The following is a 20,363-nucleotide window of genomic DNA, read 5'->3' on the forward strand; positions in this document are numbered from 1 at the left end:
ATGTTCGGAGCGCCGTCCTGCTTCCACCCCGAGCGCAAACAGGCACCCCTTCTCACCCAACATTCTCCCGCCATGTGCATCCCCAGCGCGTCGCTCGACCGACGCAATCGTAGCACGGACATGGAGCCGCTGTCCGCGCCCTAAGGGCAGATCACTGTCGGCGGCGACCCGGCGGCCTATATGCGGAGGCGCTATCGCGGCTTATCCTTCTCGAATTCGGTAGCTAAAGCTCGAGCAGGATTGATCCGTGTATCGGCTATTGGTGCATTGGCCATACGATCATTAGCATCGGCACAGCAACGATGATGACGAGGAACGATAGCGGCAGTCCCAGGCGTGGATAATCGCTGAAACGGTAGCCGCCAGGCCCCATGACGAGTGTGTTGCACTGGTGGCCTATCGGGGTGAGAAAATCGCAACCGGCGCCAATGGCGACTGCCATCAGAAATGCTTCCGGTCTGTAGCCGAGATCGCCAGCAAATTCGGCGGCGATAGGCGCCATGACCAGAACGGTGGCGGCATTGTTGAGGAATGGTGTAACGGCCATGGCGGCGACAAGGATGAGCATCAATGCGCCGGGCGCCGGAAGAACGGTGCCCAGTCTGGCAAGCTCGCCGGCTATTACTCCTGTGGCCCCTGTACTGCGTAGCGAATCGCTCACTGGAATGAGAAGGGCGAGCATGATGAGGATTGGACCATCCAGCGATTGGTAGACGTCCCGGACCGGAATGACCCTGAAAAGCACCATTCCGACCGCGGCCGCAAAGAACGCGACGGAGACGGGGAGCAGCCCAAACGCAGTCGCCAACATAGCGAGAGCAAGGATCGTTACCGGCACGATACCCTTGCGCACGCTACCAAGCAGGATAGCCCGTTCTGCCAGCGGCAGGCAGCCGAGTTCACGCAGTATCTCGGGTATCGTCGCTGCATTGCCCTGCAACACGATGACATCACCGAGCCTTAGCTGGATTTCGGCCAGCCTACGGTCGAGGCGCTCGCCGTGACGGCTGACAGCCAGGAGGTTGACATTGAAGCGGTCGTAAAGGGCAAGGCGCTGGGCTGACCAGCCGATCAAAGGGGAGCTTTCACCGATCACGGCTTCGATAGCGATCATCTCGCTGGCCGTGTCGTCACTGCCGACCCTATCGCCCGTGACGCTGAGTTTGCCCTGGGAAACAAGGCGATCCAGCGCCACTGGGTCGCCCTCGAGCAGCAGGATGTCGTTCGCCTTGAGGACAACGTCGGGCAGTGGCGTCATCCGCATAGTCCGGTTGCGCAGGATCGACGTCACGATAGCATCGCCGCCGGACAGCTTAATGAGGTCTGCGACGGTTTTCCCAAGCACCGTGGAATCGCTGACAATTCGGGCCTCTGTCAGGTAATTCTTGATATCGATGGCTTCATTCACCGACCCGCCGAGCTTTTCGCGCACCGGTAACAGCCAATAGAAAAGCAGCAGGAAGATCGTTCCGGCGGCGGCTAGGGCGGCTCCAACAGGTGTAAAGTCGAACATTGTGAAGGCGGTGCCGGTCAGCTCCTCCCGCACACGGGACACAACGATGTTGGGAGATGTTCCCACCTGCGTCATGAGCCCGCCGAGCAGTGATCCGAACGCCATAGGCATCAGGAATATCGAGGGTGAAACGCTCGACCGGCGCGCGAACTGGAAGGCGATCGGAATCATGATAGCGAGCGCACCGATATTCTTTACAAAGGCAGACAGGATCGTGACCACGATCACCAGCAGCGCCAGTTGCGACCGAACGCCCGATAGGTTGGGAACAAAGCGCTTGATGGCGACTTCCATGATGCCCGAGCGGGCTATGCCTGCGCTCACCAGCAGGGCACTGCCGACAATGACCACGATATCGTCGCTGAACCCGCTGAAGGCCTCGTCAAAAGGCACGATGCCAACCGCGAGTGCAAGCAACAGTGCCGCGGCTGCGACCAGATCATATCGATAGCGACCCCAAACGAGCGCCGCCATCATTACGAAGATGACGGCGAACGAGAGAATTTGCGGCGTAGTCATGTCTTCGGATGCTCCGCCGCTAATGCGGCTGATCAGAACGGCCAAACCGCCCTTTTGTTGCCTTCGCTGATCACGGTTTTGCTAGCACGGTTCTAAATGCTGAGCTTCCATGCTTGCGAACAAGCCCGTGTCGGCGATGGTCCTGCCTCTTGGGGGCCATCCTGGTAGCGTTGCATCAAGGTGCGCGATCGGTCAGTGCGCTTGCACCTTCCTCCGCGGCGCAATGTGCGCAGCAGTAGATAATGTCACCTTGTTCGACGCCATGTCCGATGATCCGGCACCCGCAATGCGGGCAGAGCGGCGCAAGTTTGTGGATCGCGCATTCGAAGCTGTCGAACGTATAGGTTTCCTCAGCTAGCTTCACTTCGAAAGCCTTGTCGTAGTCATTCCCGCATTGATCGCATCTGGCCATAGTTCTTTCCTTCTTCTTCATTGGCTCAAGCTCGACCAACCCGCCGCATGGCGACAGGTTCCCGTCAGGACCGTAGAGTCATTAAGCAGGAGACGAGCGCGAGCCGGCGTCACGCGCGCCGATGGATCAAGCGGATCACCTCCTCGATGCCCCGCGGCTCGATGTCGAGTTCCTTCAGGCCAGGCGCGCCGATTGCTGCCACATTGTCGTGCCGCATAAGATCGACCTGGTTGCGCGTTATGGGCGCTCCCGGAAGGAGTTCCGCGACGCCGGCCAAGGCGCCCCACGCCGCAAACGGCACCGGCATCAGCCTGATGTGGGTACCGAGCTGTCGGGCGATCTCCCGCAGCAGTTCCTTATAGGTGTAGATGCGCGGGCCACCGAATTCGAGTGTACATGAGCCCTTGTGGTTTCGCCCGTCGATAAGCCGGCTCACTGCTTCTGCGACATCTGCCACATAGACCGGCTGAAGCCGTGTGCCACCATCGCCGAACAGCGGATAGACCGGCAGGAGACGTATCAGCCTCACAATCGTCGTGAGGAAAACGTCGTCAGGTCCTGTCATGACGGCGGGACGAACAATAAAGGCGCCGGGAAATGCTCTCGCCACCGCCTCTTCTCCGCGCCCACGTGCCCCAATATATTTCGAATCCGATTGAGGATCGGAGCCGATCCCCGAAATCTGGACGAACCGGTCTACCCCGCCATCGCGCGACGCAGCGGCGAGATCAGCGGCAGCTTTCACATGCACGCGTTCAAACGTCTGCGCGCCCTGCTCGACATAAAGGCTGACAGCATTCACGATCGCCTGTGATCCGGCAATGGCCGAGCCGATCGAGGACGCATCCAATATATCCGCCTCGACGGCTTCGGGCATCCTTGCAATCGAAGAAAAGACCGGGCCCACACGAGCCGGGTGGCGGGATGCGGCGCGGACCGTGAAGCCTCTTTCAAGGAGCCGCTTCACGATCCTGCGCCCGAGAAAGCCTGTTCCGCCGAACACAGTGGCGATCCGTTCCGTGTTGAGATCGTCAGGATCCATTGCCATCCCTTCTTCGCGTGCCGGCCAAGCGCCTGCCGCGAGGATTGCCCTGGCCGGCGTATGAACCAGCCGTCGAACATCAGGACGGTTGGAGAACAACGCAGGAACGCTTTTTGTTCCAGTCAGCGCTGGGTTGATCGGGGGACGGCCGATGTCGCCATAGAAGGCGAGTGTTTGACGCTGAGTTGCTTTATCGTGCTATCAAACTGGTCGAGGCACTGCAGCGTCGAAATTGACAAATCATCGCTTGCAAATCGGTCGCCGCTGTCTTTTGCTCGCGCGACAGTTGTCCCATGACTGTTGAATGGTTGGCGAACGGATGAACAAAATCGATCGGCGACGGCCAGAGTCTGAAGCGGACGCCACCGTAAATGCCGCGCGGCTTGGAACGCGGTTGCGCCTCGCCCGGCAGACACGGGGCATGACGCTGAAGACGCTGGCGACAGCTGCGAACTGCTCTGAAAGCCTTTTGTCCAAGATCGAGAACGGCAAGGCTTCGCCATCCCTGCCCATGCTTCACCGCCTGGTCGAAGTTCTAGGGACCAATATCGGCTGGATGTTCGAACAGGTCGACGACGACGAGGCGATCGTGTTCCGCGCCGGCGCGCGGCCATTGATCTCGCTCGACGCGCTGAGGCGCGGCGAGGGCATTTCGCTTGAGCGCATCATTCCGTATTCGCCCGGTCACCTGCTGCAGTGCAATATCCATCATATCGAGGCGGAGGGCGAGAGCGAAGGTCCCATCCAGCATGTCGGCGAGGAAGTCGGCTATGTGCTCGCTGGCCGGATCAAGCTGATCGTCGATGGCAAGAGCCATGATCTCGCCACTGGCGATGCGTTCGTGTTCAGGTCGGAGCTGCCGCACCATTACCGCAACATCGGCAAGGAGAGAGCCAGCATTTTCTGGGTCAACACGCCGGCGACGTTCTGACGGCGCTCAGAGATCAAATTCGTTGACAAATATTCAAGTCTCTTGAATGTTTGCCTCGTGCCTGTAGCACCAATGGGACCAGCCGAACAGGTTTGGCCCGCAAGCAAGGGGAACCGTAAATGCGTCCGTTCAAACTTCTCTTCCGTTGCGCCGCCGTCATCGCCATTTGCTCGACCGCGATGGGATCGGCGTTCGCCGATACGTTCGCTCTCGTAAACATCAACCAGCAGGCCCTGTTCTTCAACCAGATCAATGAGGGCGCGCAGAAGGCCGCCGACGCCGCAGGCGCCAAGCTGGTCATCTTCAATGCCAACAACGTGCCGAGCGCGCAAAATGACGCGATCGAGAACTACATCACACAGAAAGTCGACGGCATCATTTTAGTCGCCATCGACGTGAACGGCGTCAAGCCTGCAATCACCGCCGCGAAGGCGGCCGGCATCCCCGTGATCGCCATCGACGCGCAGATTCCCGACGGCGACAACGTTGCGTTCATCGGTGTCGACAACGCCAAGGCTGGCGAGGATATCGGCAAATTCTACGCGGACTATGTCAAGTCGGAGATGGGCGGCACTGCCAAGATCGGCATTGTCGGCGCGCTTAATTCGTTCATCCAGAACCAGCGGCTCGACGGTTTCAAGAAGGCGGTCACTGACAGCGGCTTGGCGATCACCTTCCTCGACACGGTCGACGGCCAGAATGTTCAGGAGACCGCAATGAGCGCTTCGGAGAATTTGATGACCGCCAATCCGGACATGACGACGCTATATGCGACCGGCGAGCCGGCGTTGCTCGGGGCTGTTTCGGCCGTAACCAGCCAAGGCCGCACCGGCGACGTCAAGGTGTTCGGCTGGGACCTGACCAAGCAGGTCATTCAGGGCATTGACGATGGTTGGGTGGTGGCGGTCGTCCAGCAGGACCCTGCCGGCGAAGGCAAGGCCGCTGTCGAAGCATTGACCAAGCTCAAGAAGGGCGAAACGGTCGAGCCGATCATCAATATTCCGGTGACGATCGTGACCAAGGAGAATGTCGAGCAATACCGCGCGATGTTCCAGTAAACGGCGTCGATGACCGGTCCGCGGCGCCGCTTGAGGCTGCGCCGCGGACGCTTTGCAAATCCCGTGGGATCCAAGATGAGCAGTAGCGAGACCTATCGGGTGCGGATGAGCGGCATCTCAAAGCGCTACAACGCCATCCAGACGCTCGATGATGTGTCGCTGGTGCTGAAGCCGGGCGAGGTCCTGGGACTGGTCGGCGACAATGGCGCGGGAAAGTCGACATTGAGCAAGGTGCTGTCGGGGGCGGTGGTTCCCGATGCCGGCACGATCGAGATCGATGGCATGCCGGTGACCTTCAACTCGCCGGCGGATTCGCGTGCAGCGCGCGTCGAGATGGTCTATCAGGATCTGTCGCTCTGCGACACGGTCGATGTCGCCGGCAATCTCTTTCTCGGCCGCGAGCCGCGCCGCCGCATCGCCGGCATTTCCTTTCTCGACAAGAAGCGCATGCACGAACAGACGCGCCAGATGCTCGATCGACTCGGCATCGTTATCGCCGACACGCGGCTCAAGGTCGAGAACCTGTCCGGCGGACAGCGGCAGTCGATCGCGATCGGCCGCGCCGCCTCGTTCGAGCCGTCCGTGCTGATTATGGATGAGCCGACGGCAGCGCTTGCCGTCGCCGAGGTCGAGGCTGTGCTCGATCTGATCCGCGCAGTGAGCGCCCGCGGCGTCAGCGTTATTCTGATCACCCACCGCCTTCAGGATCTGTTCCTCGTATGCGACCGCATTCAGGTCATGTACGAAGGACGCAACGTCGCCGAGCGGCTGATCGGCGAAACCAATATCGAAGATGTCGTCAACCTGATCGTGGGCCGCAAATTCAGCGCTCGTTCGGCCACCAGCGCCTATCGCGATGGAGCGCCAGCATGAGCGACGTGAGTTCGACCCACTCCGCTCAGTCTCGAAGGGTTCGCGAAGGCACATGGCGAGATGCGGTGCTCGCCAATGGCAGTGTCGTGTCGATCGCGTTGTTCTTTCTTGTGGTTTGCGTCATCTTCTCGGTGACGACGGACGCCTTTCTGACGTCGCCCAACCTGCTGAACATCCTGCGGCAGTCGGCCCCGCTGCTGATCGTCGCCGCAGCGATGACCTTCGTCATCACCACGGGCGGCATCGACCTTTCTGTCGGCTCCGTGCTGGCGCTGGTGGCAACGTTGTCGGCGACACTGCTGCAGCTGGGCCTGCCATGGCCGGCGGTCATCCTGGCCATGCTTGCGCTGGGTGCCTTGCTTGGCGCGGTGCAAGGCTATTTCGTTGCTTATGAGGGCATCCCGGCCTTCATCGTCACGCTTGCCGGGCTTTCGGTGATCCGTGGCGTGGCGCTGCTGATCACCGGCGGCTACTCGATCCCCATCGAGCCGGGAAGCCCTTTCACGGTGCTGGGCCGCGCCTGGTTTCTTGGCGTGCCGGCGCCTGCGCTGATCGCGCTGGCGATCCTTGCGATCGCCTATATCGCCTTCAACGAGACGCCGTTCGGCCGCTACGTGACCGGCATCGGAGCCAACGCCGAAGCGGTCAGGCGCGCCGGCGTCAACACGCGGCTGACGACGCTTTTCGTTTACGTGATTTCCGCCGCCGCGGCAGCACTTGCGGGGATCATCATTGCGGCCCGGCTCGGATCCGGATCGTCGAATGCCGGGCAAGGCTTTGAGCTCGAAGTGATCGCTGCGGTCGTGCTTGGCGGCACCAGCCTGTTCGGCGGCCGCGGAACGATTATCGGCACGGTGCTCGGCGCGCTTACCGTGGCCGTCATCGGCAACGGCCTGATCCTGGCGCATCTGTCGCCCTTCCTGACGCCGATCGTGACCGGAACGATCATCCTGGTCGCCATCTGGCTGAACTTCCGCCTGTTCCGCGGCGCCGTACGGAGCCGTTGAGCCTATGAGTGATCTCTTCGATGACGCAGCTCCCAGGCAGCGGCTGGCGATCGGGGTCGAAACCGGCCAGGTGATGACCGTGCTCGGCCCCGTTCCGGTCGAAGAAATGGGCGTGACGCTGATGCACGAGCACATCCTGCTCGACGGCGCGCGCACCTGGAAATGCCCCTGTCATCCCGACGACATGGCGCTCGCCGAGCAGCCCGTGAACATCGAGATCATCGGCGAACTGCGCATGAACCCTTACGTCAACCGCGACAATGTTTCGCTCGACGACAGCGACCTGGCGCTGTCTGAGCTGCAACGCTATCGCGCGCTCGGCGGCCACACCGTCGTCGACGCGACCAATATCGGCATCGGCCGTGAAGCGGAAAAGCTCGCCCGCATCAGCCGCATGTCCGGCCTGAAGATCGTCATGGGCACCGGCTTCTATCTGGAGCACACCCATCCCGAATGGCTGAAGACCATGGATGTCGATGCGGTGACCGAATTCATCGTCAACGATGTCGGCGGCGGCGAGATGCAGCCGACGATCCTGGCCGGTCTGATCGGCGAGGTCGGCGTCAGCAAGGACTTCACCTCCGAGGAACGAAAGTCACTGCGAGCTTCGGCGCGGGCCTCGCGCATCACGGGCGTGCCGCTGTCGATCCATTTGCCCGGCTGGGAGCGGCTGGCGCACGAGGTGCTCGATGTAGTCGAGGCAGAGGGCGCCGATCTTCGCCACACCGTGCTCTGCCATATGAACCCCAGCCACAACGATCTCGACTATCAGACAAGCCTCGCCCGGCGCGGCGCTTTCCTGGAATACGACATGATCGGCATGGACTATTATTATGCCGATCAGGACGCGCAATCGCCTTCCGATGAAGAGAATGCACGGGCAATTGCGGCACTTATCGACGCCGGCTTCGGCGACCGCCTGCTGCTGTCGCAGGATGTGTTCCTCAAGATCATGCTGACCCGCTTCGGCGGTTTCGGCTACGGCTATATCCTCAAGCATTTCGTACCGCGCCTGAAACGGCATGGCGTCGAGCAACCGGCCATCGACCGCATGCTGGTCGCCAATCCGAGGGCTGTGTTCTCGCGGCGGAACTGACTTACGACGGAGTTCAAATGTCCAAGAAAAAGATTCTGCTAGCCGGTGAATCCTGGGTGTCGACCGCGACCCACATCAAAGGCTTCGATCAGTTTCCGACGGTCACCTACCACACCGGCGCCGACGAATTGCTGACGGCGCTGAAGGCGACCGACTTGGATGTGACCTTCATGCCGGCGCATGAGGCGCAGCGCAGCTTTCCGCAAACAATGGAGGCGCTTTCGGCCTATGATGCGGTGGTGCTCTCCGACATCGGCGCCAACACGCTGCTTCTGCATCCCGACACTTGGGTTCACTCGAAGCCGACGCCGAACCGTTTGCGCCTGCTGCGCGATTATGTGCGCGACGGCGGCGGGCTTTTGATGTTTGGCGGCTATTATAGCTTCCAGGGCATTAATGGCGGCGCGCGCTATCGCAAGACGCCGGTCGAGGAGGTGCTGCCGGTGAACTGCCTCGCCTTCGACGACCGCGTCGAGGTGCCGGAAGGGTTTTCGCCTGTTCTGAAAGGCTCCTCGGACCACCCGATCTTGAAGGGTCTCGGTTCGGCTTGGCCAATCCTGCTCGGCTTCAACGAGGTGACGCTGAAAGACGGGGCGGAAGTTCTGGCAACCGTGTCATCGGATTACGGATCGCTGCCGCTGCTCGTCGCCGGCCACTATGGCAAGGGCCGCACTGTGGCCTGGACATCCGATGTCGGGCCGCATTGGCTGCCACCGGAGTTCATCGCCTGGAAAGGCTACAAAACCCTGTTCGAACAGATGCTGAGCTGGGCGACCGGTGAGAGCTGAGCGATGCATGTCCATGTCGTGGGCAATGCCTGCGTAGACACGATGTTTCGCGTCGGCCGCTTCCCCGCCGCCGGCGAGACTTTGAACGCCAGCAGCTACGCCGACGGCCTCGGCGGCAAAGGCGCAAACCAGGCCGTTGCGGCCGCGCGCACGGGTGCTGCGGTGACGTTTTGGACGGCGCTCGGCAAGGACCGCGCAGGCGCATGGATCCGAGCCTCTCTCGACAGGGAGTTGTCCAACCTCGAGGTGAGCGAATTCGACCTGCCGAGCGACCGCTCGACCATCGTCATTGAGGCCGGCGGCGAGAACTTCATCGTCAGCGGTGTCGCCTGCAGCGAAGCGTTCGATCCGATCGCGCAAACGGCACTTGCGCGACGGATCGCGTTCGGCGACATCGTCGTCTGTCAGGGAAACCTGCGAGGCGCCGCGATAAATGCCTGCCTGCGGGCAGCACAGGAAAATGGCGCGCGCACCGTCCTGAACGCCAGTCCTATCAATGCGGCGGCTTTGCCTGACTTCGGTCTGGCGCAGCTGTTGGTCGTGAACCAATCCGAGGCGAAAGCACTGACCGGCGAGGGTGATATGGCAGCTGCGGCCGACGCGCTCGCGGCCAAAGGCGCCGGAACAGTCGTGATCACACTTGGCGCGGAAGGTTGTCTCGTGCTTGGCCCGGACCAGGAAGCAGCGCTTCGTTTGCCGGCGCCCCGCGTCGAAGCGCTCGACACCAGCGGCGCCGGCGATGTGTTTTGCGGCTGTCTGGCCGGCGGGCTTTCCAAAGGAATGTCGGTTACCTCAGCGCTGAAGTTCGCGCTCGCGGCCGCGGCAATTGCGGTGACTCGCCCGGGCACATTGATATCCTGTCCTTCCGCGCCTGAAATGGCGGCGCTCATCGATGAAACGGAGCTCTTATGACCCAACTCGGCCAATCAGGCGCCGACGCGCTCGTAGAACTTTTCGGCCGCACCAAGGTGGTGATCGGTGTCGTTCATCTTGCGCCGCTTCCTGGCTCGCCGCGCTTTGACGGCGAGGCGGTCGAGGCGATCTATCAGCGGGGTCTCGATGATGCGAGGTCCTATCTCGACGGCGGATGTGACGGCGTGATCGTCGAGAATCATGGCGACATCCCCTTTGCAAAACCTGACGATATCGGACCGGAGACAGCGGCCTATATGGCGGTCGTTTCCGACCGTATCCGCCGCGAACTCGGCAAGCCGGTCGGCATCAATGTGCTCGCTAACGCCGCGATCCCTGCCCTTGCGATCGCCAGTGCCGCCGGCGCGGGTTTCATCCGCGTCAATCAATGGGCGAATGCCTATGTCGCCAACGAGGGTTTTGTCGAGGGCGAGTCGGGTCGCGCGGCGCGCTACCGCGCCAAGCTTCGCGCCAACGGCATCCGCGTTTTCGCCGATGCTCATGTCAAGCATGGCGCACACGCCATCGTTGCCGACCGGCCAGTGGAGGAACTCGTCAAGGATCTGGTCTTCTTCGACGCCGACGCCATCATTGCGACCGGTCAGCGCACCGGGCACGCTGCGGATCTGAGCTACATCCGCATGATCAAGGAGGCCGCCGGCCTACCGACGCTGGTCGGCAGCGGCGTGACGCCCGACAATGCTAACGATATCCTTGGCATCGTCGATGGCGTCATCATCGCCAGCGCACTGAAGCATGACGGCGTCTGGTGGAACCAGGTCGACCCTGCCAGAGTAAAGACCTTCATGGCCGGGCTGAGGCGATGATCGAGCGGCAATGATGCCATTCTGTTTGTGGCCGGAGCGAAGTCGCGGGGCCGCAAACGCGGATGCCAACAGGCAACGATGACACTCAGGCCGCAGTCACCTTGTCGTTGATCCTGCAACCCATTCGGACCGGTACCAGTCGACGAATTTCTTCAGACCATCTTCGATCGAAACGCTCGGCTTGAAGCCGAAATCGCGCTCCAGTGCCGTCATGTCGGCATAGGTCCGCTCGACGTCGCTGCTCTGCATCGGCTCGCTGTGGCGGATCGCCTTTACACCGAGCAGTCTTTCCAGAGTGTCGATGAAATCGCCCAGCCGCACCGGCCGGTTGTTGCCGACATTGTAAATCCTGCTGGGTGGGGCCTCGGCCATGGGCGGCTTGTCGAGCACGGCAACGACCGCCCGCACCACATCGTCGACATACGTGAAATCCCGCCACATCTCGCCATTGTTGAATACCCGGATCGGCTTGCCCTCGAGGATCGCCTTGGTGAATATCCAATAGGCCATGTCGGGCCGGCCCCAAGGGCCGTAGACGGTGAAAAACCGCAAGCCGGTTTGCGGCACCCCGAAGAGATGGGCATAGGTGTGGCTCATCAATTCATCTGACTTCTTGGTAGCAGCGTAGAGCGAGACGGGCCTGTCGACCTGATCGGTCTCGCTGAACGGCACCTTGCGGTTGCCGCCATAGACCGAGCTCGACGAGGCATAGACCAGATGCTCGAATGCGGGCTGCGCGCGACAGAATTCGAGCACTTCGAGATGGCCGACGACATTGGAACGGACATAGAGCCTCGGATTGTCGAGTGAATGGCGCACACCCGCCTGCGCGGCGAGATGGACAATCCTGGTTATGCCTTGTCCGGCCAAAGCGGTAGCGAGCGCGCCCTGTTCGGCGATCTCGATCTCATGAAATGAAAAATTCTTGTGGGGCTGAAGGCGGGCGAGCCGCCCCTCTTTAAGCGCCAGGTCGTAATAGTCGTTCATATTGTCGACGCCGACGACTGCTTCCCCCCTGCTCAAGAGGTGGTGGCAAACGTAGCTGCCAATGAATCCCGCGGCTCCAGTGACAAGTATAGGCAACAAGGTTCTCCATGCACATGATCGCGAAATCGAGATCGATTTCCGAAACGACCATGTGCAACATCAAAATGCTACATCCGAATGAAGGACCGTCTCAGCTCGTGCTATAGCCGATAGGCGCTACCGACAAGCTGTGCTGTCGACGCGTCAGCTCGCCTCGCGCAGAGCCTCGGCCGCCTGCAGATCGACCGACACGAGCTGGCTAACGCCCTGCTCAGCCATGGTCACCCCGAACAGCCGGTTCATGCGGGCCATGGTGATCGGGTTGTGCGTGATGATGACGAAGCGCGTCTCGGTGGTGGCGGCCATTTCGTCCATCAGATTGCAGAAACGCTCGACATTGTGATCGTCGAGCGGTGCGTCGACTTCGTCGAGCACGCAGATCGGCGCGGGATTGGTCAGGAACACGGCGAAGATCAGAGACATCGCCGTCAACGCCTGTTCGCCGCCGGAAAGCAGCGTCATCGTCTGCGGCTTCTTGCCGGGCGGCCGCGCAAGGATTTCGAGACCGGCCTCGAGCGGATCGTCGGACTCGATCAGTTGCAGTTCCGCCGTCCCGCCGCCGAACAGATGCGAAAACAGCCGCTGGAAATGACCGTTTACCACGTCGAAGGCAGCCAGCAGCCGTTCGCGGCCTTCGCGGTTCAGGCTCTGGATCGCCTGCCGCAGCTTGCGGATGGCCTCGATGATGTCCTCGCGTTCGGAAACGATGGTCTCGAGCCGATCGGACAGTTCCTTCTGCTCTTCCTCGGCGCGCAGATTGACGGCGCCCAGGCGCTCGCGCTCGATCTTCAGCCGGTCGAGTTGACGCTCGATCTCAGTCATCTCCGGCATCGGGCTGTCGGCCTCCAGGCCGGTGTGGCGGATGACCAGATGCGGCGGCGTGTTGAGCGTTTCCTGAATGCGCGCCTCGACCTCCAGCCGTCTTTCGTCGGCAGCGGTCAGCCGCTCTTCGGCGCGGACGCGCGTTTCGCGCGCCTCGGCCAACGACTGGATTGCTGATGTCGCGGCCTTGTCCAGTTCGGACTGCTTGTTCTCCGCCTCCTGCAACCGGTCGCCGGCTGCCTGGCGCAGGCTTTCGGCTTCGGCAAGCTGCGACAGCAAGGCGCGCCGCTTGGCGTCGATCTCGTCGGGTGCGTCGGCCAGTCTTTCGCGCTCGGCCTCGGCCTCGGCCTTGCGTTCGCCGAGTGCCGCGATCTGCGTCGAGGCGTTTTCGGCGCGCTCCAGCCAGTTGCGGCGTTCCTGGCCGATGGCGTCGAGGCGGCGCGTTCGCGCTTCGGCTTCCCGCCTCAAGCCTTCGTGGACGGCGCGGGCATCGGCAAGGGTGGCGCGGTCGCGAGCGACGTTGGCGGCCGACTGTTCGAGCTGCAACTGCAGATCACCGAGGTCGGGAGCGCTTTGCAGCAGCATCTCCGCCTCGACGAATGCCGCCGCCGTCTCTTCATGGCTGTCGACGATACGCGCGCGGGCCTCGTCAAGTGCGGCGCGTCGGCTCGACAGCTCGCCGCCGGCCTTCTCGGCCTCGGCCAGCGCGTTGCGGGCGGCGTCCAGCCCATGCTGGGCATCACGCCCGGCTTGACGGGCGTAGCGCTCGGCCTCGCTCGCCCGGGCAAGCGCCTGCTCGGCATGGGCAAGAGCCTCTTCGGCCTGGCGCAGGATGCGGGTCGCGTGGACCGCCTCGGCGTCGAGCTCGGCCAGCCGGTTTTTCTGCGCCAGCCGCTGCGCGGCCGCGGTCGGCGCGTCGGCGCTGGCGGTGAACCCGTCCCAACGCCACAGCGCCCCTTCGCGGCTGACCAGCCGCTGCCCGGGAGCAAGCAGCGCCTGCAGCCGCTTTCCGTCGCCGGCCTCGACGATGCCGATCTGCGCCAATCGGCGGGCCAGTTGCGCCGGCGCTCGGACCACGCTGGCAAGGCTCGCGATGCCTTCGGGTAGAGCGGCGTCGCCGGGCTGGACCTCGCTTTGGCCCCAATGAACCGGCGCGCTGCGGTCGAGTGGGACGTCGAGATCCTCGCCAAGGGCCGCGCCCAGCGCCGTCTCGTAGCCGCGTTCGACGCTGATCTGCTCCAGGACAGAGGGGAAGAGGTCGCCGCTCGCGGCATTCAGGATCTTGGCCAGTGTACGGGCCTCAGTTTCAATCCGCGCCAGCTCGGCCTTTGCATCCTGAACCGGCGGGCGGGCAGCGCTTTCCGCCGCGCGCGCATCGACGACAGCCTGTTCGGCGGCAATCGCTGCGGCTTCGGTCTCCTCCAGCAGCGCCAGCGCCTGTTCGACCAGCAGCCGCTTCTCGGCGGGATCGGGCAGGCCGGCGACCCTCGAAACGATGTCGGACAATTCCCGGTCGACATCGGCGAGCTGGCGGGCGAAACGGTCGCGGCGCTCGGCGGTATCGCGCAGCGTTCGTTCGATCTGGTTGCGGGAGGCGGCGGCCTCCGCCCGTTCGGCCGTGAGGCCAGCGAGTTTGGCTTCACTCGCGGCAAGCGTCGACGCCGCCTGTTCGAACGCCGCTCGGGTGCTGGCCTCGCGCTCGGCGGCGCCGGCGTTCTCAGTGTTGAGCACGGCTTCTTCGGCGGCGAGGCGCTCAAGAATATCCGCATTGTCGCGGACCATCCGCTCCTCGCGGGCGATGTCGCCGTCGAGCTGCTGGAGCCGGCGGTCGAGTTCCGCTTGGCGGGCGTGGATGCGGCCCGCTTCCTCTTCGATCTGCGTCTTGGCGATCGACAGGCGCTGGAAGGCGGCAGCAGCGGCGGCTTCCGCATCGCGCAGTTCCGGCAACCGATGCGCGCTGATCCCTTGCTCCCTGGCGGCAGCCATCTGGGCGGCGGCGCGGTCGCCAACCAGTGCCGTAGCAATCGCCAGCGCCGAGCGCGCCTCGCCTTCTTGTGTTTTGGCCAACGTCCAGCGCAGATGCAGCAGCGTCGCCTCGGCCTTGCGGATGTCGGCCGACAGGTTCTTGAAGCGCGACGCCTGGCGGGCCTGGCGCTTCAGGCTTTCGATCTGGCTTTCCAGCTCGCCGACGACGTCGTCCAGCCGTTCCAGATTCTGTTCGGCCGCCTTCAGACGCAGCTCCGCCTCGTGGCGCCGTGTGTGCAGACCCGAAATTCCGGCCGCCTCTTCCAGCAGCGCGCGGCGCGCCTGCGGCTTTGCCTGAATCAGCTCGCCGATGCGGCCTTGCCCGACCATCGAGGGCGAGCGCGCGCCGGTCGACTGGTCGGCGAAAAGCAGTTGCACGTCCTTGGCGCGGGCTTCCTTTCCGTTGATACGGTAGAGCGAACCCGCCTCGCGCTCGATGCGCCGTGAAACCTGCAGTTCGTCTGCGTCGTTGAAGGCGGAGGGCGCGCTACGGTCGCTGTTGTCGAGGAAAAGCGTGACTTCGGCGGTGTTGCGGGCAGGACGCGTTCCCGAACCGGAAAAAATCACGTCGTCCATGCCGGACGCACGCATGTTCTTGTACGAGCTTTCGCCCATCACCCAGCGCAGCGCCTCGACAAGGTTCGACTTGCCGCAGCCGTTCGGCCCGACGATGCCGGTCAGGCCGCGTTCGATGACGAACTCGCCGGGTTCGACGAAGGACTTGAAACCGAGCAGGCGAAGGCGCGAAAACTTCATTCGCGCCCCATAGCCAAGTTCTGCAAAAGTGTTCCGCGGTGTTGCGAACAGAATCCGCGGCACAACAAAAAATCGCGCACGCCGAAGCGCAGCCGCTTCGGCGCCGCCGAAATGTCAGAGCAGAGGGTCGATAATGGCCGAGATTTCCTCAATCGACAGCGCCCCCTTGTAGGTCTTCCCGTTGATAAAGAAGGTCGGCGTCGAGTCGACCTTGAATTCATCGGCGCCGCGCTTTTGGACCGATCTCACATCGTCCAGAAGTTTCTGGTCCGTCAAGCAGGCCTCGAACGACTCCTGTGTAAAACCGGCCATCTTGGAGATTTGCAGCAGGGCGTCCTTGGTATTGGCAACACCTGCCCAGTTCGCCTGCTGCCTGAACAGAACGTCCACCATCGGGAAATAATTGTCCTTGGAGCAGCGTGCCAGCATGAAACCGGCCTCGGCGCTGGGGTCGAACGGAAATTCGCGCAGGATAAGGCGGGCCTTGCCGGTGTCGATATATTTCGTTTTCAGCTCAGGCAGGGTAGTTTCGTGGAAATGCGCGCAGTGCGGGCAGGTCATCGAGGCATATTCGACAATGGTGACCTTCGCGTCATCCTTGCCCAGTTGCTCGTCGGGCAGTGCGCCGGGTTTCAGCAGAGCCGCCATGTCCACCGTGCCCTGGGCCTCAGGCGCCTTGGCCGCGGCAGGAGTGGCCGGCTTCATCGCATCGGCGGGAGCCGCAGGCTTTGCATCCTGCGCCACGGCTTTCTCGCCCGAGTCGCTGCATGCGGCGAGCAGAGCCACGGCCGGAATGGCGGCCAGCGACGACAAGAGGTTTCTGCGGGACAAAAGACGGGCCATACGAATCACCTGACAATGGTTGGATTTTGCAATGCAAAGGCTAGAAAAGGCGAGAGTTGGCGCGAATTAAGGCATCGCCGTCCCCATTCCAATCGCCAAATCTTGTGTGCGCGATCACGAAAGCGCGAGATCAATGCTGGTCGCCCAAAAGTGCGCAGCGGTTTTGGGAGGACGACATGCATAAAAATCAAGTCTTCCTTTGACCGAGAATGGTGGCGCCGAGCCGCTCCAGCGCAGCGCGCAGTCCGTCATCCTCGATCATCCCGACCGTGCCTGACAACTTCGCCTTCTCGGCCGGGGTCAGCGGTCGGAAGCTTGGTTTAGGCCGCCCTTTGTCCGCCGTCACCGGCTTTTGCACGATTCTGATCCGGCCGATAGCATTGAAGCCGAGGAAGGCGTTGACCCTGTTAATGATCTCGCCGGTCTCGTGCTGCAGATGGAGCGCGGCCACGCCTTCGCAGGCGATGACCAGAACCGCCGGCTCGAACGGATCATCTTCATGCATGCGGCGCGGCCACTGGATCTTTTCAGGGCGCGAACGGCTGGCGAGCCGCGGCCCGGCAATCTCCTCCCAGGACTGGACGAGCCCGATCGACATGCCGGCCCGCTTCCGCAACACCGGATCGAGAATCTGGGTTGCGAGATCACTCACCGGAACGGGATTGCCGAAGGGCCTTTTCCCTGCCATGTGCGTTCTCCAGTCACGACCTTCACCACGCATCGGTTAGGCCAGTCCTCGATCAATGGCACTGCACGACCAGACCCGCAAGACCGCATCCGGAGACACCGGCAGAGCCGCCTCTGGAGAAAGCGGCGAGATCGCGTCCCGCCTGCTCGCCTGGTACGACGCGTATCACCGCGACTTGCCGTGGCGCGTTGCGCCGCGCGAGTTGGCAAGCGGCATACGGCCCGATCCATACCGCGTCTGGCTTTCCGAAGTCATGCTGCAGCAGACCACGGTCGAAGCGGTAAAATCCTATTTCCGGGCCTTTGTCCAGAAATGGCCTGATGTTGAGGCGTTGGCTGCGGCACAGGCCGAAGATGTCATGAAAGCCTGGGCCGGGCTCGGCTATTATTCCCGCGCGCGCAATCTCAAGGCCTGCGCCGATCTCGTCGCACGTCAAGGCGGCAGGTTTCCGGACACGCAGACTGCCTTGAGAGAGCTGCCCGGCATCGGCGCCTACACGGCGGCGGCGATCGCGGCGATCGCCTTCGACCAGCCGGCCGCGGTCGTCGACGGCAATGTCGAGCGGGTCGTTTCCCGGCTGTTCTCGATTGCCACGCCGCTGAGCGAAGCCAAGGGAGACATACGCGCCTATGTCGAGCGCATGGTTCCAGCGACCAGACCGGGCGATTTCGCCCAGGCGATGATGGATTTGGGCGCGACGATCTGCACGCCGCGCCGGCCCGGTTGCATGCTGTGCCCGCTGCGAGAGGATTGCAGCGCCACTGTTTCAAGCGATCCCGAGCGCTTTCCTGTCCGCCTGCCGAAGGGCGAGAAACCGTTGCGGCGCGGGGCTGCCTTCGTTGCCGTACGTGACGATGGCGCCATTCTTTTGCGCAAACGTGCGGATAAAGGCCTGCTCGGCGGCATGACCGAAGTACCGACGACCGGCTGGACCGCGCGGATCGACGGCGCCATCACGGACGCGGCAGCGCCCTTCCCCGGCAACTGGCGGCCAGCCGGCCGGATTGGCCATGTCTTCACCCATTTCGCGCTCGAACTCGACGTCTTCAAAGCGATGACCGATGGCACCGCCCCGGCGGGGCATTTCTGGTCGCTGGCCCACGAAATTTCCGGCGAAGCGCTGCCCACCGTCATGAAAAAGGTAATCGAAGCGGCGATACCGGGGGCGACGAAGAAGCAGCGCGCACATTGAATGGCCTACATCACCCCACATAAATTGCATTGAACGAGGACTGGAATGACCGAAATCCGCCACATCGTTTTCGACATCGGCAAAGTGCTGATCCACTACGATCCGAACTTGCCCTTCAGCCGATTGATCCCCGACGCCGACGAGCGGAAATGGTTCTTCGACAATGTCTGCACGCATGACTGGAACATCGAGCAGGACCGGGGCCGGACCTGGGAAGAGGCCGAGGCGCTGCTGATCGCCGAACACCCGGACCACGCCGAAAACATCCGCAACTTCCGCCGCCTCTGGCACGAGATGGTGCCGCACGCTTATGACGACAGCGTCCAGATCATGGAGAAGCTGATCGAGAGCGGCCACGACGTCACCATGCTGACCAATTTCGCCGCCGACACGCTGGCTGAAGCCCGGCAGCGTTTCGACTTTCTCAACCGTCCGCGCGGTGTGACCATTTCGGGCGAGATCGGCATGATCAAGCCGGATCGCGGCATTTACGACCATCATGTGACCGCGTTCGGCCTCGAGCCCGCGGCCACGCTGTTCATCGACGACAGCCCGAAAAACGTCGACGGTGCCAAGGCGGCCGGCTGGCAGTCGGTGCTGTTCACTGATGCAAAGACGCTCGAGGCGGACCTCAGAGGGCTGGGGGTCAGAGTGTGATTTGAATCACTTCGGCAAGCCGATTGATAATCCGCTTTAACATGGCAGACACATACGATCCGTTCGTCAGGCCCCTGCCCGCTCCATGCCGAGTCGGGCGATACGGCGAAGCTCGTCGATCGGGGTCAGGCCGCCGCTGCGCTCATAATGCCAGAAGGTCCAGCCGTTGCAGGCATCCAGCCCCTGAACTTCCGCGCCGATCTTGTGGATCGATCCGGCGCTGTCGCCGACCGCCACCGTGCCGTCGGCGCGCACCCTGGCGGCCCAGCGCTTCTTGGCGTCATAGAGTGTGGCACCCGGCAGCATCAGCCCGGTGTCGATGAGGCTGACGAAAGCAACGCGCGGCTCGGCGCGCTTGCCGGTGAGCACGGTGAGATCAGCGCGGTCCAGCGGCCGGATTGCATCGATGCGCTCGTTGGCGGCGTCGATATAGGCCTGCTCACGCTCGATGCCGACGAAATGGCGGCCGAGGCGCTTGGCCACCGCGCCGGTGGTGCCGGAGCCGAAGAAGGGATCGAGCACGATATCGCCGGGCTTCGTCGATGCCATCATGATGCGGGCGAGCAGCGCTTCGGGCTTCTGCGTCGGATGCAGCTTGTCGCCATTTTCGTTCTTCAGGCGCTCGCCGCCGGTGCAGATCGGAAACAGCCAGTCGGAACGCATCTGGATGTCGTCGTTCGACGCCTTCAGCGCTTCGTAGTTGAAGGTGTAGCCCTTGCCCTTCTGGTCGCGCGAGGCCCAGATCATCGTCTCATGGGCATTCTGGAAGCGGCGCCCGCGGAAATTCGGCATCGGATTGGTCTTGCGCCACACGACATCGTTGAGGATCCAGAACCCCAGATCCTGCATCTTGGCGCCGACCCTGAAAATGTTGTGGTAGGAGCCGATGACCCAGATGGTGCCGTTGGGCTTCAGCACGCGGCGCGCCGCCAGCAGCCAGGCCCGGGTGAAGGCGTCGTAGACCTCAAAACTGGCGAACTGGTCCCAGTCGTCGTCGACGGCATCGACCTTGGACTGGTCGGGACGATGCAGATCGCCGTCGAGCTGCAGATTGTAGGGCGGATCGGCAAAGATCACGTCGATGGATTTTTCGGGCAGCCGGTCGAGCGCGGCGACGCAATCGCCCTTCAGGATCGTATCCAGCCATTCGGATTGCTGGGGAGCATGGGAAAGCTCGTCGAGAAGACGCACGGCAGACATTGTGACACCCAAAGCACGCGTTACTGTTTACTCCCTGTTATGGTTACCGATCAGCGTAAATATTCGATGAAGGCCGACGGTGCGGAGCCCAGGTAATTTGCGAAAAACGGTCTGTT

Annotated in this window: 18 protein-coding genes; 10 read left to right on the top strand and 8 right to left on the bottom strand. The window is 62.5% G+C overall.

Annotation, left to right across the window (positions count from 1 at the left end):
• Positions 1-256 precede the first annotated feature (256 nt).
• From ACWTU8_RS19275 to ACWTU8_RS19285, 3 genes are all read right to left on the bottom strand, one after another.
• Entirely contained in the window at positions 257-2,032 is a 1,776-nt protein-coding gene (locus tag ACWTU8_RS19275; protein WP_455849624.1) for an SLC13 family permease, read from the bottom strand.
• A 175-nt stretch (positions 2,033-2,207) separates the two neighbouring features.
• Positions 2,208-2,465 (bottom strand): hypothetical protein, encoded by a 258-nt coding sequence (locus ACWTU8_RS19280; RefSeq protein WP_240992546.1) that lies wholly within the window; start codon positions 2,463-2,465, stop codon positions 2,208-2,210.
• An 88-nt stretch (positions 2,466-2,553) separates the two neighbouring features.
• Complete coding sequence (locus ACWTU8_RS19285; RefSeq protein WP_455849415.1) at positions 2,554-3,486, bottom strand: complex I NDUFA9 subunit family protein; 933 nt, start codon at positions 3,484-3,486, stop codon at positions 2,554-2,556.
• Positions 3,487-3,805: 319 nt separating this feature from the next.
• Between ACWTU8_RS19285 and ACWTU8_RS19290 the strand changes: the two genes are divergently transcribed.
• The 8 genes from ACWTU8_RS19290 to ACWTU8_RS19325 all read left to right on the top strand — a co-directional run bounded on the left by ACWTU8_RS19290 (position 3,806) and on the right by ACWTU8_RS19325 (position 10,978).
• A complete protein-coding gene (locus ACWTU8_RS19290) occupies positions 3,806-4,417 on the top strand; it encodes a cupin domain-containing protein (protein WP_455849416.1) in 612 nt (203 codons plus the stop codon).
• Between the two features lie 119 nt (positions 4,418-4,536).
• Complete coding sequence (locus ACWTU8_RS19295; RefSeq protein WP_029355684.1) at positions 4,537-5,475, top strand: ABC transporter substrate-binding protein; 939 nt, start codon at positions 4,537-4,539, stop codon at positions 5,473-5,475.
• A gap of 75 nt (positions 5,476-5,550) precedes the next feature.
• Positions 5,551-6,348 (top strand): ATP-binding cassette domain-containing protein, encoded by a 798-nt coding sequence (locus ACWTU8_RS19300; protein ID WP_455839137.1) that lies wholly within the window; start codon positions 5,551-5,553, stop codon positions 6,346-6,348.
• Positions 6,345-7,355, top strand: a complete 1,011-nt coding sequence (locus tag ACWTU8_RS19305; RefSeq protein ID WP_029355682.1) for an ABC transporter permease — start codon at positions 6,345-6,347, stop codon at positions 7,353-7,355. Before ACWTU8_RS19300 ends, ACWTU8_RS19305 begins: the two co-directional genes overlap by 4 nt.
• Before the next feature lie 4 nt (positions 7,356-7,359).
• Positions 7,360-8,451, top strand: a complete 1,092-nt coding sequence (locus ACWTU8_RS19310; RefSeq protein ID WP_455839135.1) for a phosphotriesterase family protein — start codon at positions 7,360-7,362, stop codon at positions 8,449-8,451.
• Between the two features lie 17 nt (positions 8,452-8,468).
• Positions 8,469-9,239 (top strand): glutamine amidotransferase, encoded by a 771-nt coding sequence (locus ACWTU8_RS19315; RefSeq protein ID WP_455849417.1) that lies wholly within the window; start codon positions 8,469-8,471, stop codon positions 9,237-9,239.
• Between the two features lie 3 nt (positions 9,240-9,242).
• Positions 9,243-10,151: a PfkB family carbohydrate kinase gene (locus tag ACWTU8_RS19320; protein WP_455849418.1), complete on the top strand. Its 909-nt coding sequence runs from the start codon at positions 9,243-9,245 to the stop codon at positions 10,149-10,151.
• A complete protein-coding gene (locus ACWTU8_RS19325) occupies positions 10,148-10,978 on the top strand; it encodes a BtpA/SgcQ family protein (protein ID WP_287330909.1) in 831 nt (276 codons plus the stop codon). Before ACWTU8_RS19320 ends, ACWTU8_RS19325 begins: the two co-directional genes overlap by 4 nt.
• A gap of 96 nt (positions 10,979-11,074) precedes the next feature.
• Here ACWTU8_RS19325 and ACWTU8_RS19330 read toward each other — a convergent pair whose 3' ends face one another.
• From ACWTU8_RS19330 to ACWTU8_RS19345, 4 genes are all read right to left on the bottom strand, one after another.
• Positions 11,075-12,061 carry an NAD-dependent epimerase/dehydratase family protein gene (locus tag ACWTU8_RS19330; protein WP_455849419.1) on the bottom strand — a complete coding sequence of 329 codons (987 nt, stop codon included), beginning with the start codon at positions 12,059-12,061 and terminating at the stop codon, positions 11,075-11,077.
• A 147-nt stretch (positions 12,062-12,208) separates the two neighbouring features.
• Positions 12,209-15,667 (bottom strand): chromosome segregation protein SMC, encoded by a 3,459-nt coding sequence (gene smc / locus ACWTU8_RS19335; protein WP_455849420.1) that lies wholly within the window; start codon positions 15,665-15,667, stop codon positions 12,209-12,211.
• 114 nt (positions 15,668-15,781) lie between these two features.
• A complete protein-coding gene (locus tag ACWTU8_RS19340; RefSeq protein ID WP_029355674.1) occupies positions 15,782-16,510 on the bottom strand; it encodes a DsbA family protein in 729 nt (242 codons plus the stop codon).
• A 187-nt stretch (positions 16,511-16,697) separates the two neighbouring features.
• Entirely contained in the window at positions 16,698-17,198 is a 501-nt protein-coding gene (locus ACWTU8_RS19345) for a DUF721 domain-containing protein (RefSeq protein WP_455849421.1), read from the bottom strand.
• Positions 17,199-17,253: 55 nt separating this feature from the next.
• Between ACWTU8_RS19345 and mutY the strand changes: the two genes are divergently transcribed.
• Positions 17,254-18,390, top strand: coding sequence for an A/G-specific adenine glycosylase (gene mutY, locus ACWTU8_RS19350; RefSeq protein WP_455849422.1), 1,137 nt, complete (start codon positions 17,254-17,256; stop codon positions 18,388-18,390).
• Positions 18,391-18,435: 45 nt separating this feature from the next.
• On the top strand, positions 18,436-19,047 hold the full coding sequence (locus tag ACWTU8_RS19355; protein ID WP_029355668.1) for an HAD family hydrolase: 612 nt from the start codon (positions 18,436-18,438) through the stop codon (positions 19,045-19,047).
• A 66-nt stretch (positions 19,048-19,113) separates the two neighbouring features.
• Here ACWTU8_RS19355 and ACWTU8_RS19360 read toward each other — a convergent pair whose 3' ends face one another.
• Complete coding sequence (locus tag ACWTU8_RS19360; RefSeq protein ID WP_455849423.1) at positions 19,114-20,247, bottom strand: DNA methyltransferase; 1,134 nt, start codon at positions 20,245-20,247, stop codon at positions 19,114-19,116.
• Between the last annotated feature and the right edge of the window lie 116 nt (positions 20,248-20,363).

It is taken from the genome of Mesorhizobium sp. BHbdii (assembly GCF_053848045.1).

Excerpts from the sequence above, each read along its gene's own strand:
- ACWTU8_RS19300 (WP_455839137.1), top strand. The coding sequence starts at position 5,551 with ATGAGCAGTAGCGAGACCTATCGGGTGCGGATGAGCGGCATCTCAAAG.
- ACWTU8_RS19360 (WP_455849423.1), bottom strand. The coding sequence starts at position 20,247 with ATGTCTGCCGTGCGTCTTCTCGACGAGCTTTCCCATGCTCCCCAGCAA.
- ACWTU8_RS19355 (WP_029355668.1), top strand. The coding sequence starts at position 18,436 with ATGACCGAAATCCGCCACATCGTTTTCGACATCGGCAAAGTGCTGATC.
- ACWTU8_RS19295 (WP_029355684.1), top strand. The coding sequence starts at position 4,537 with ATGCGTCCGTTCAAACTTCTCTTCCGTTGCGCCGCCGTCATCGCCATT.
- ACWTU8_RS19275 (WP_455849624.1), bottom strand. The coding sequence starts at position 2,032 with ATGACTACGCCGCAAATTCTCTCGTTCGCCGTCATCTTCGTAATGATG.
- ACWTU8_RS19310 (WP_455839135.1), top strand. The coding sequence starts at position 7,360 with ATGAGTGATCTCTTCGATGACGCAGCTCCCAGGCAGCGGCTGGCGATC.
- ACWTU8_RS19285 (WP_455849415.1), bottom strand. The coding sequence starts at position 3,486 with ATGGATCCTGACGATCTCAACACGGAACGGATCGCCACTGTGTTCGGC.
- ACWTU8_RS19320 (WP_455849418.1), top strand. The coding sequence starts at position 9,243 with ATGCATGTCCATGTCGTGGGCAATGCCTGCGTAGACACGATGTTTCGC.
- ACWTU8_RS19340 (WP_029355674.1), bottom strand. The coding sequence starts at position 16,510 with ATGGCCCGTCTTTTGTCCCGCAGAAACCTCTTGTCGTCGCTGGCCGCC.
- ACWTU8_RS19280 (WP_240992546.1), bottom strand. The coding sequence starts at position 2,465 with ATGAAGAAGAAGGAAAGAACTATGGCCAGATGCGATCAATGCGGGAAT.
- ACWTU8_RS19305 (WP_029355682.1), top strand. The coding sequence starts at position 6,345 with ATGAGCGACGTGAGTTCGACCCACTCCGCTCAGTCTCGAAGGGTTCGC.
- smc (WP_455849420.1), bottom strand. The coding sequence starts at position 15,667 with ATGAAGTTTTCGCGCCTTCGCCTGCTCGGTTTCAAGTCCTTCGTCGAA.
- ACWTU8_RS19325 (WP_287330909.1), top strand. The coding sequence starts at position 10,148 with ATGACCCAACTCGGCCAATCAGGCGCCGACGCGCTCGTAGAACTTTTC.
- ACWTU8_RS19345 (WP_455849421.1), bottom strand. The coding sequence starts at position 17,198 with ATGGCAGGGAAAAGGCCCTTCGGCAATCCCGTTCCGGTGAGTGATCTC.
- ACWTU8_RS19315 (WP_455849417.1), top strand. The coding sequence starts at position 8,469 with ATGTCCAAGAAAAAGATTCTGCTAGCCGGTGAATCCTGGGTGTCGACC.
- mutY (WP_455849422.1), top strand. The coding sequence starts at position 17,254 with ATGGCACTGCACGACCAGACCCGCAAGACCGCATCCGGAGACACCGGC.
- ACWTU8_RS19290 (WP_455849416.1), top strand. The coding sequence starts at position 3,806 with ATGAACAAAATCGATCGGCGACGGCCAGAGTCTGAAGCGGACGCCACC.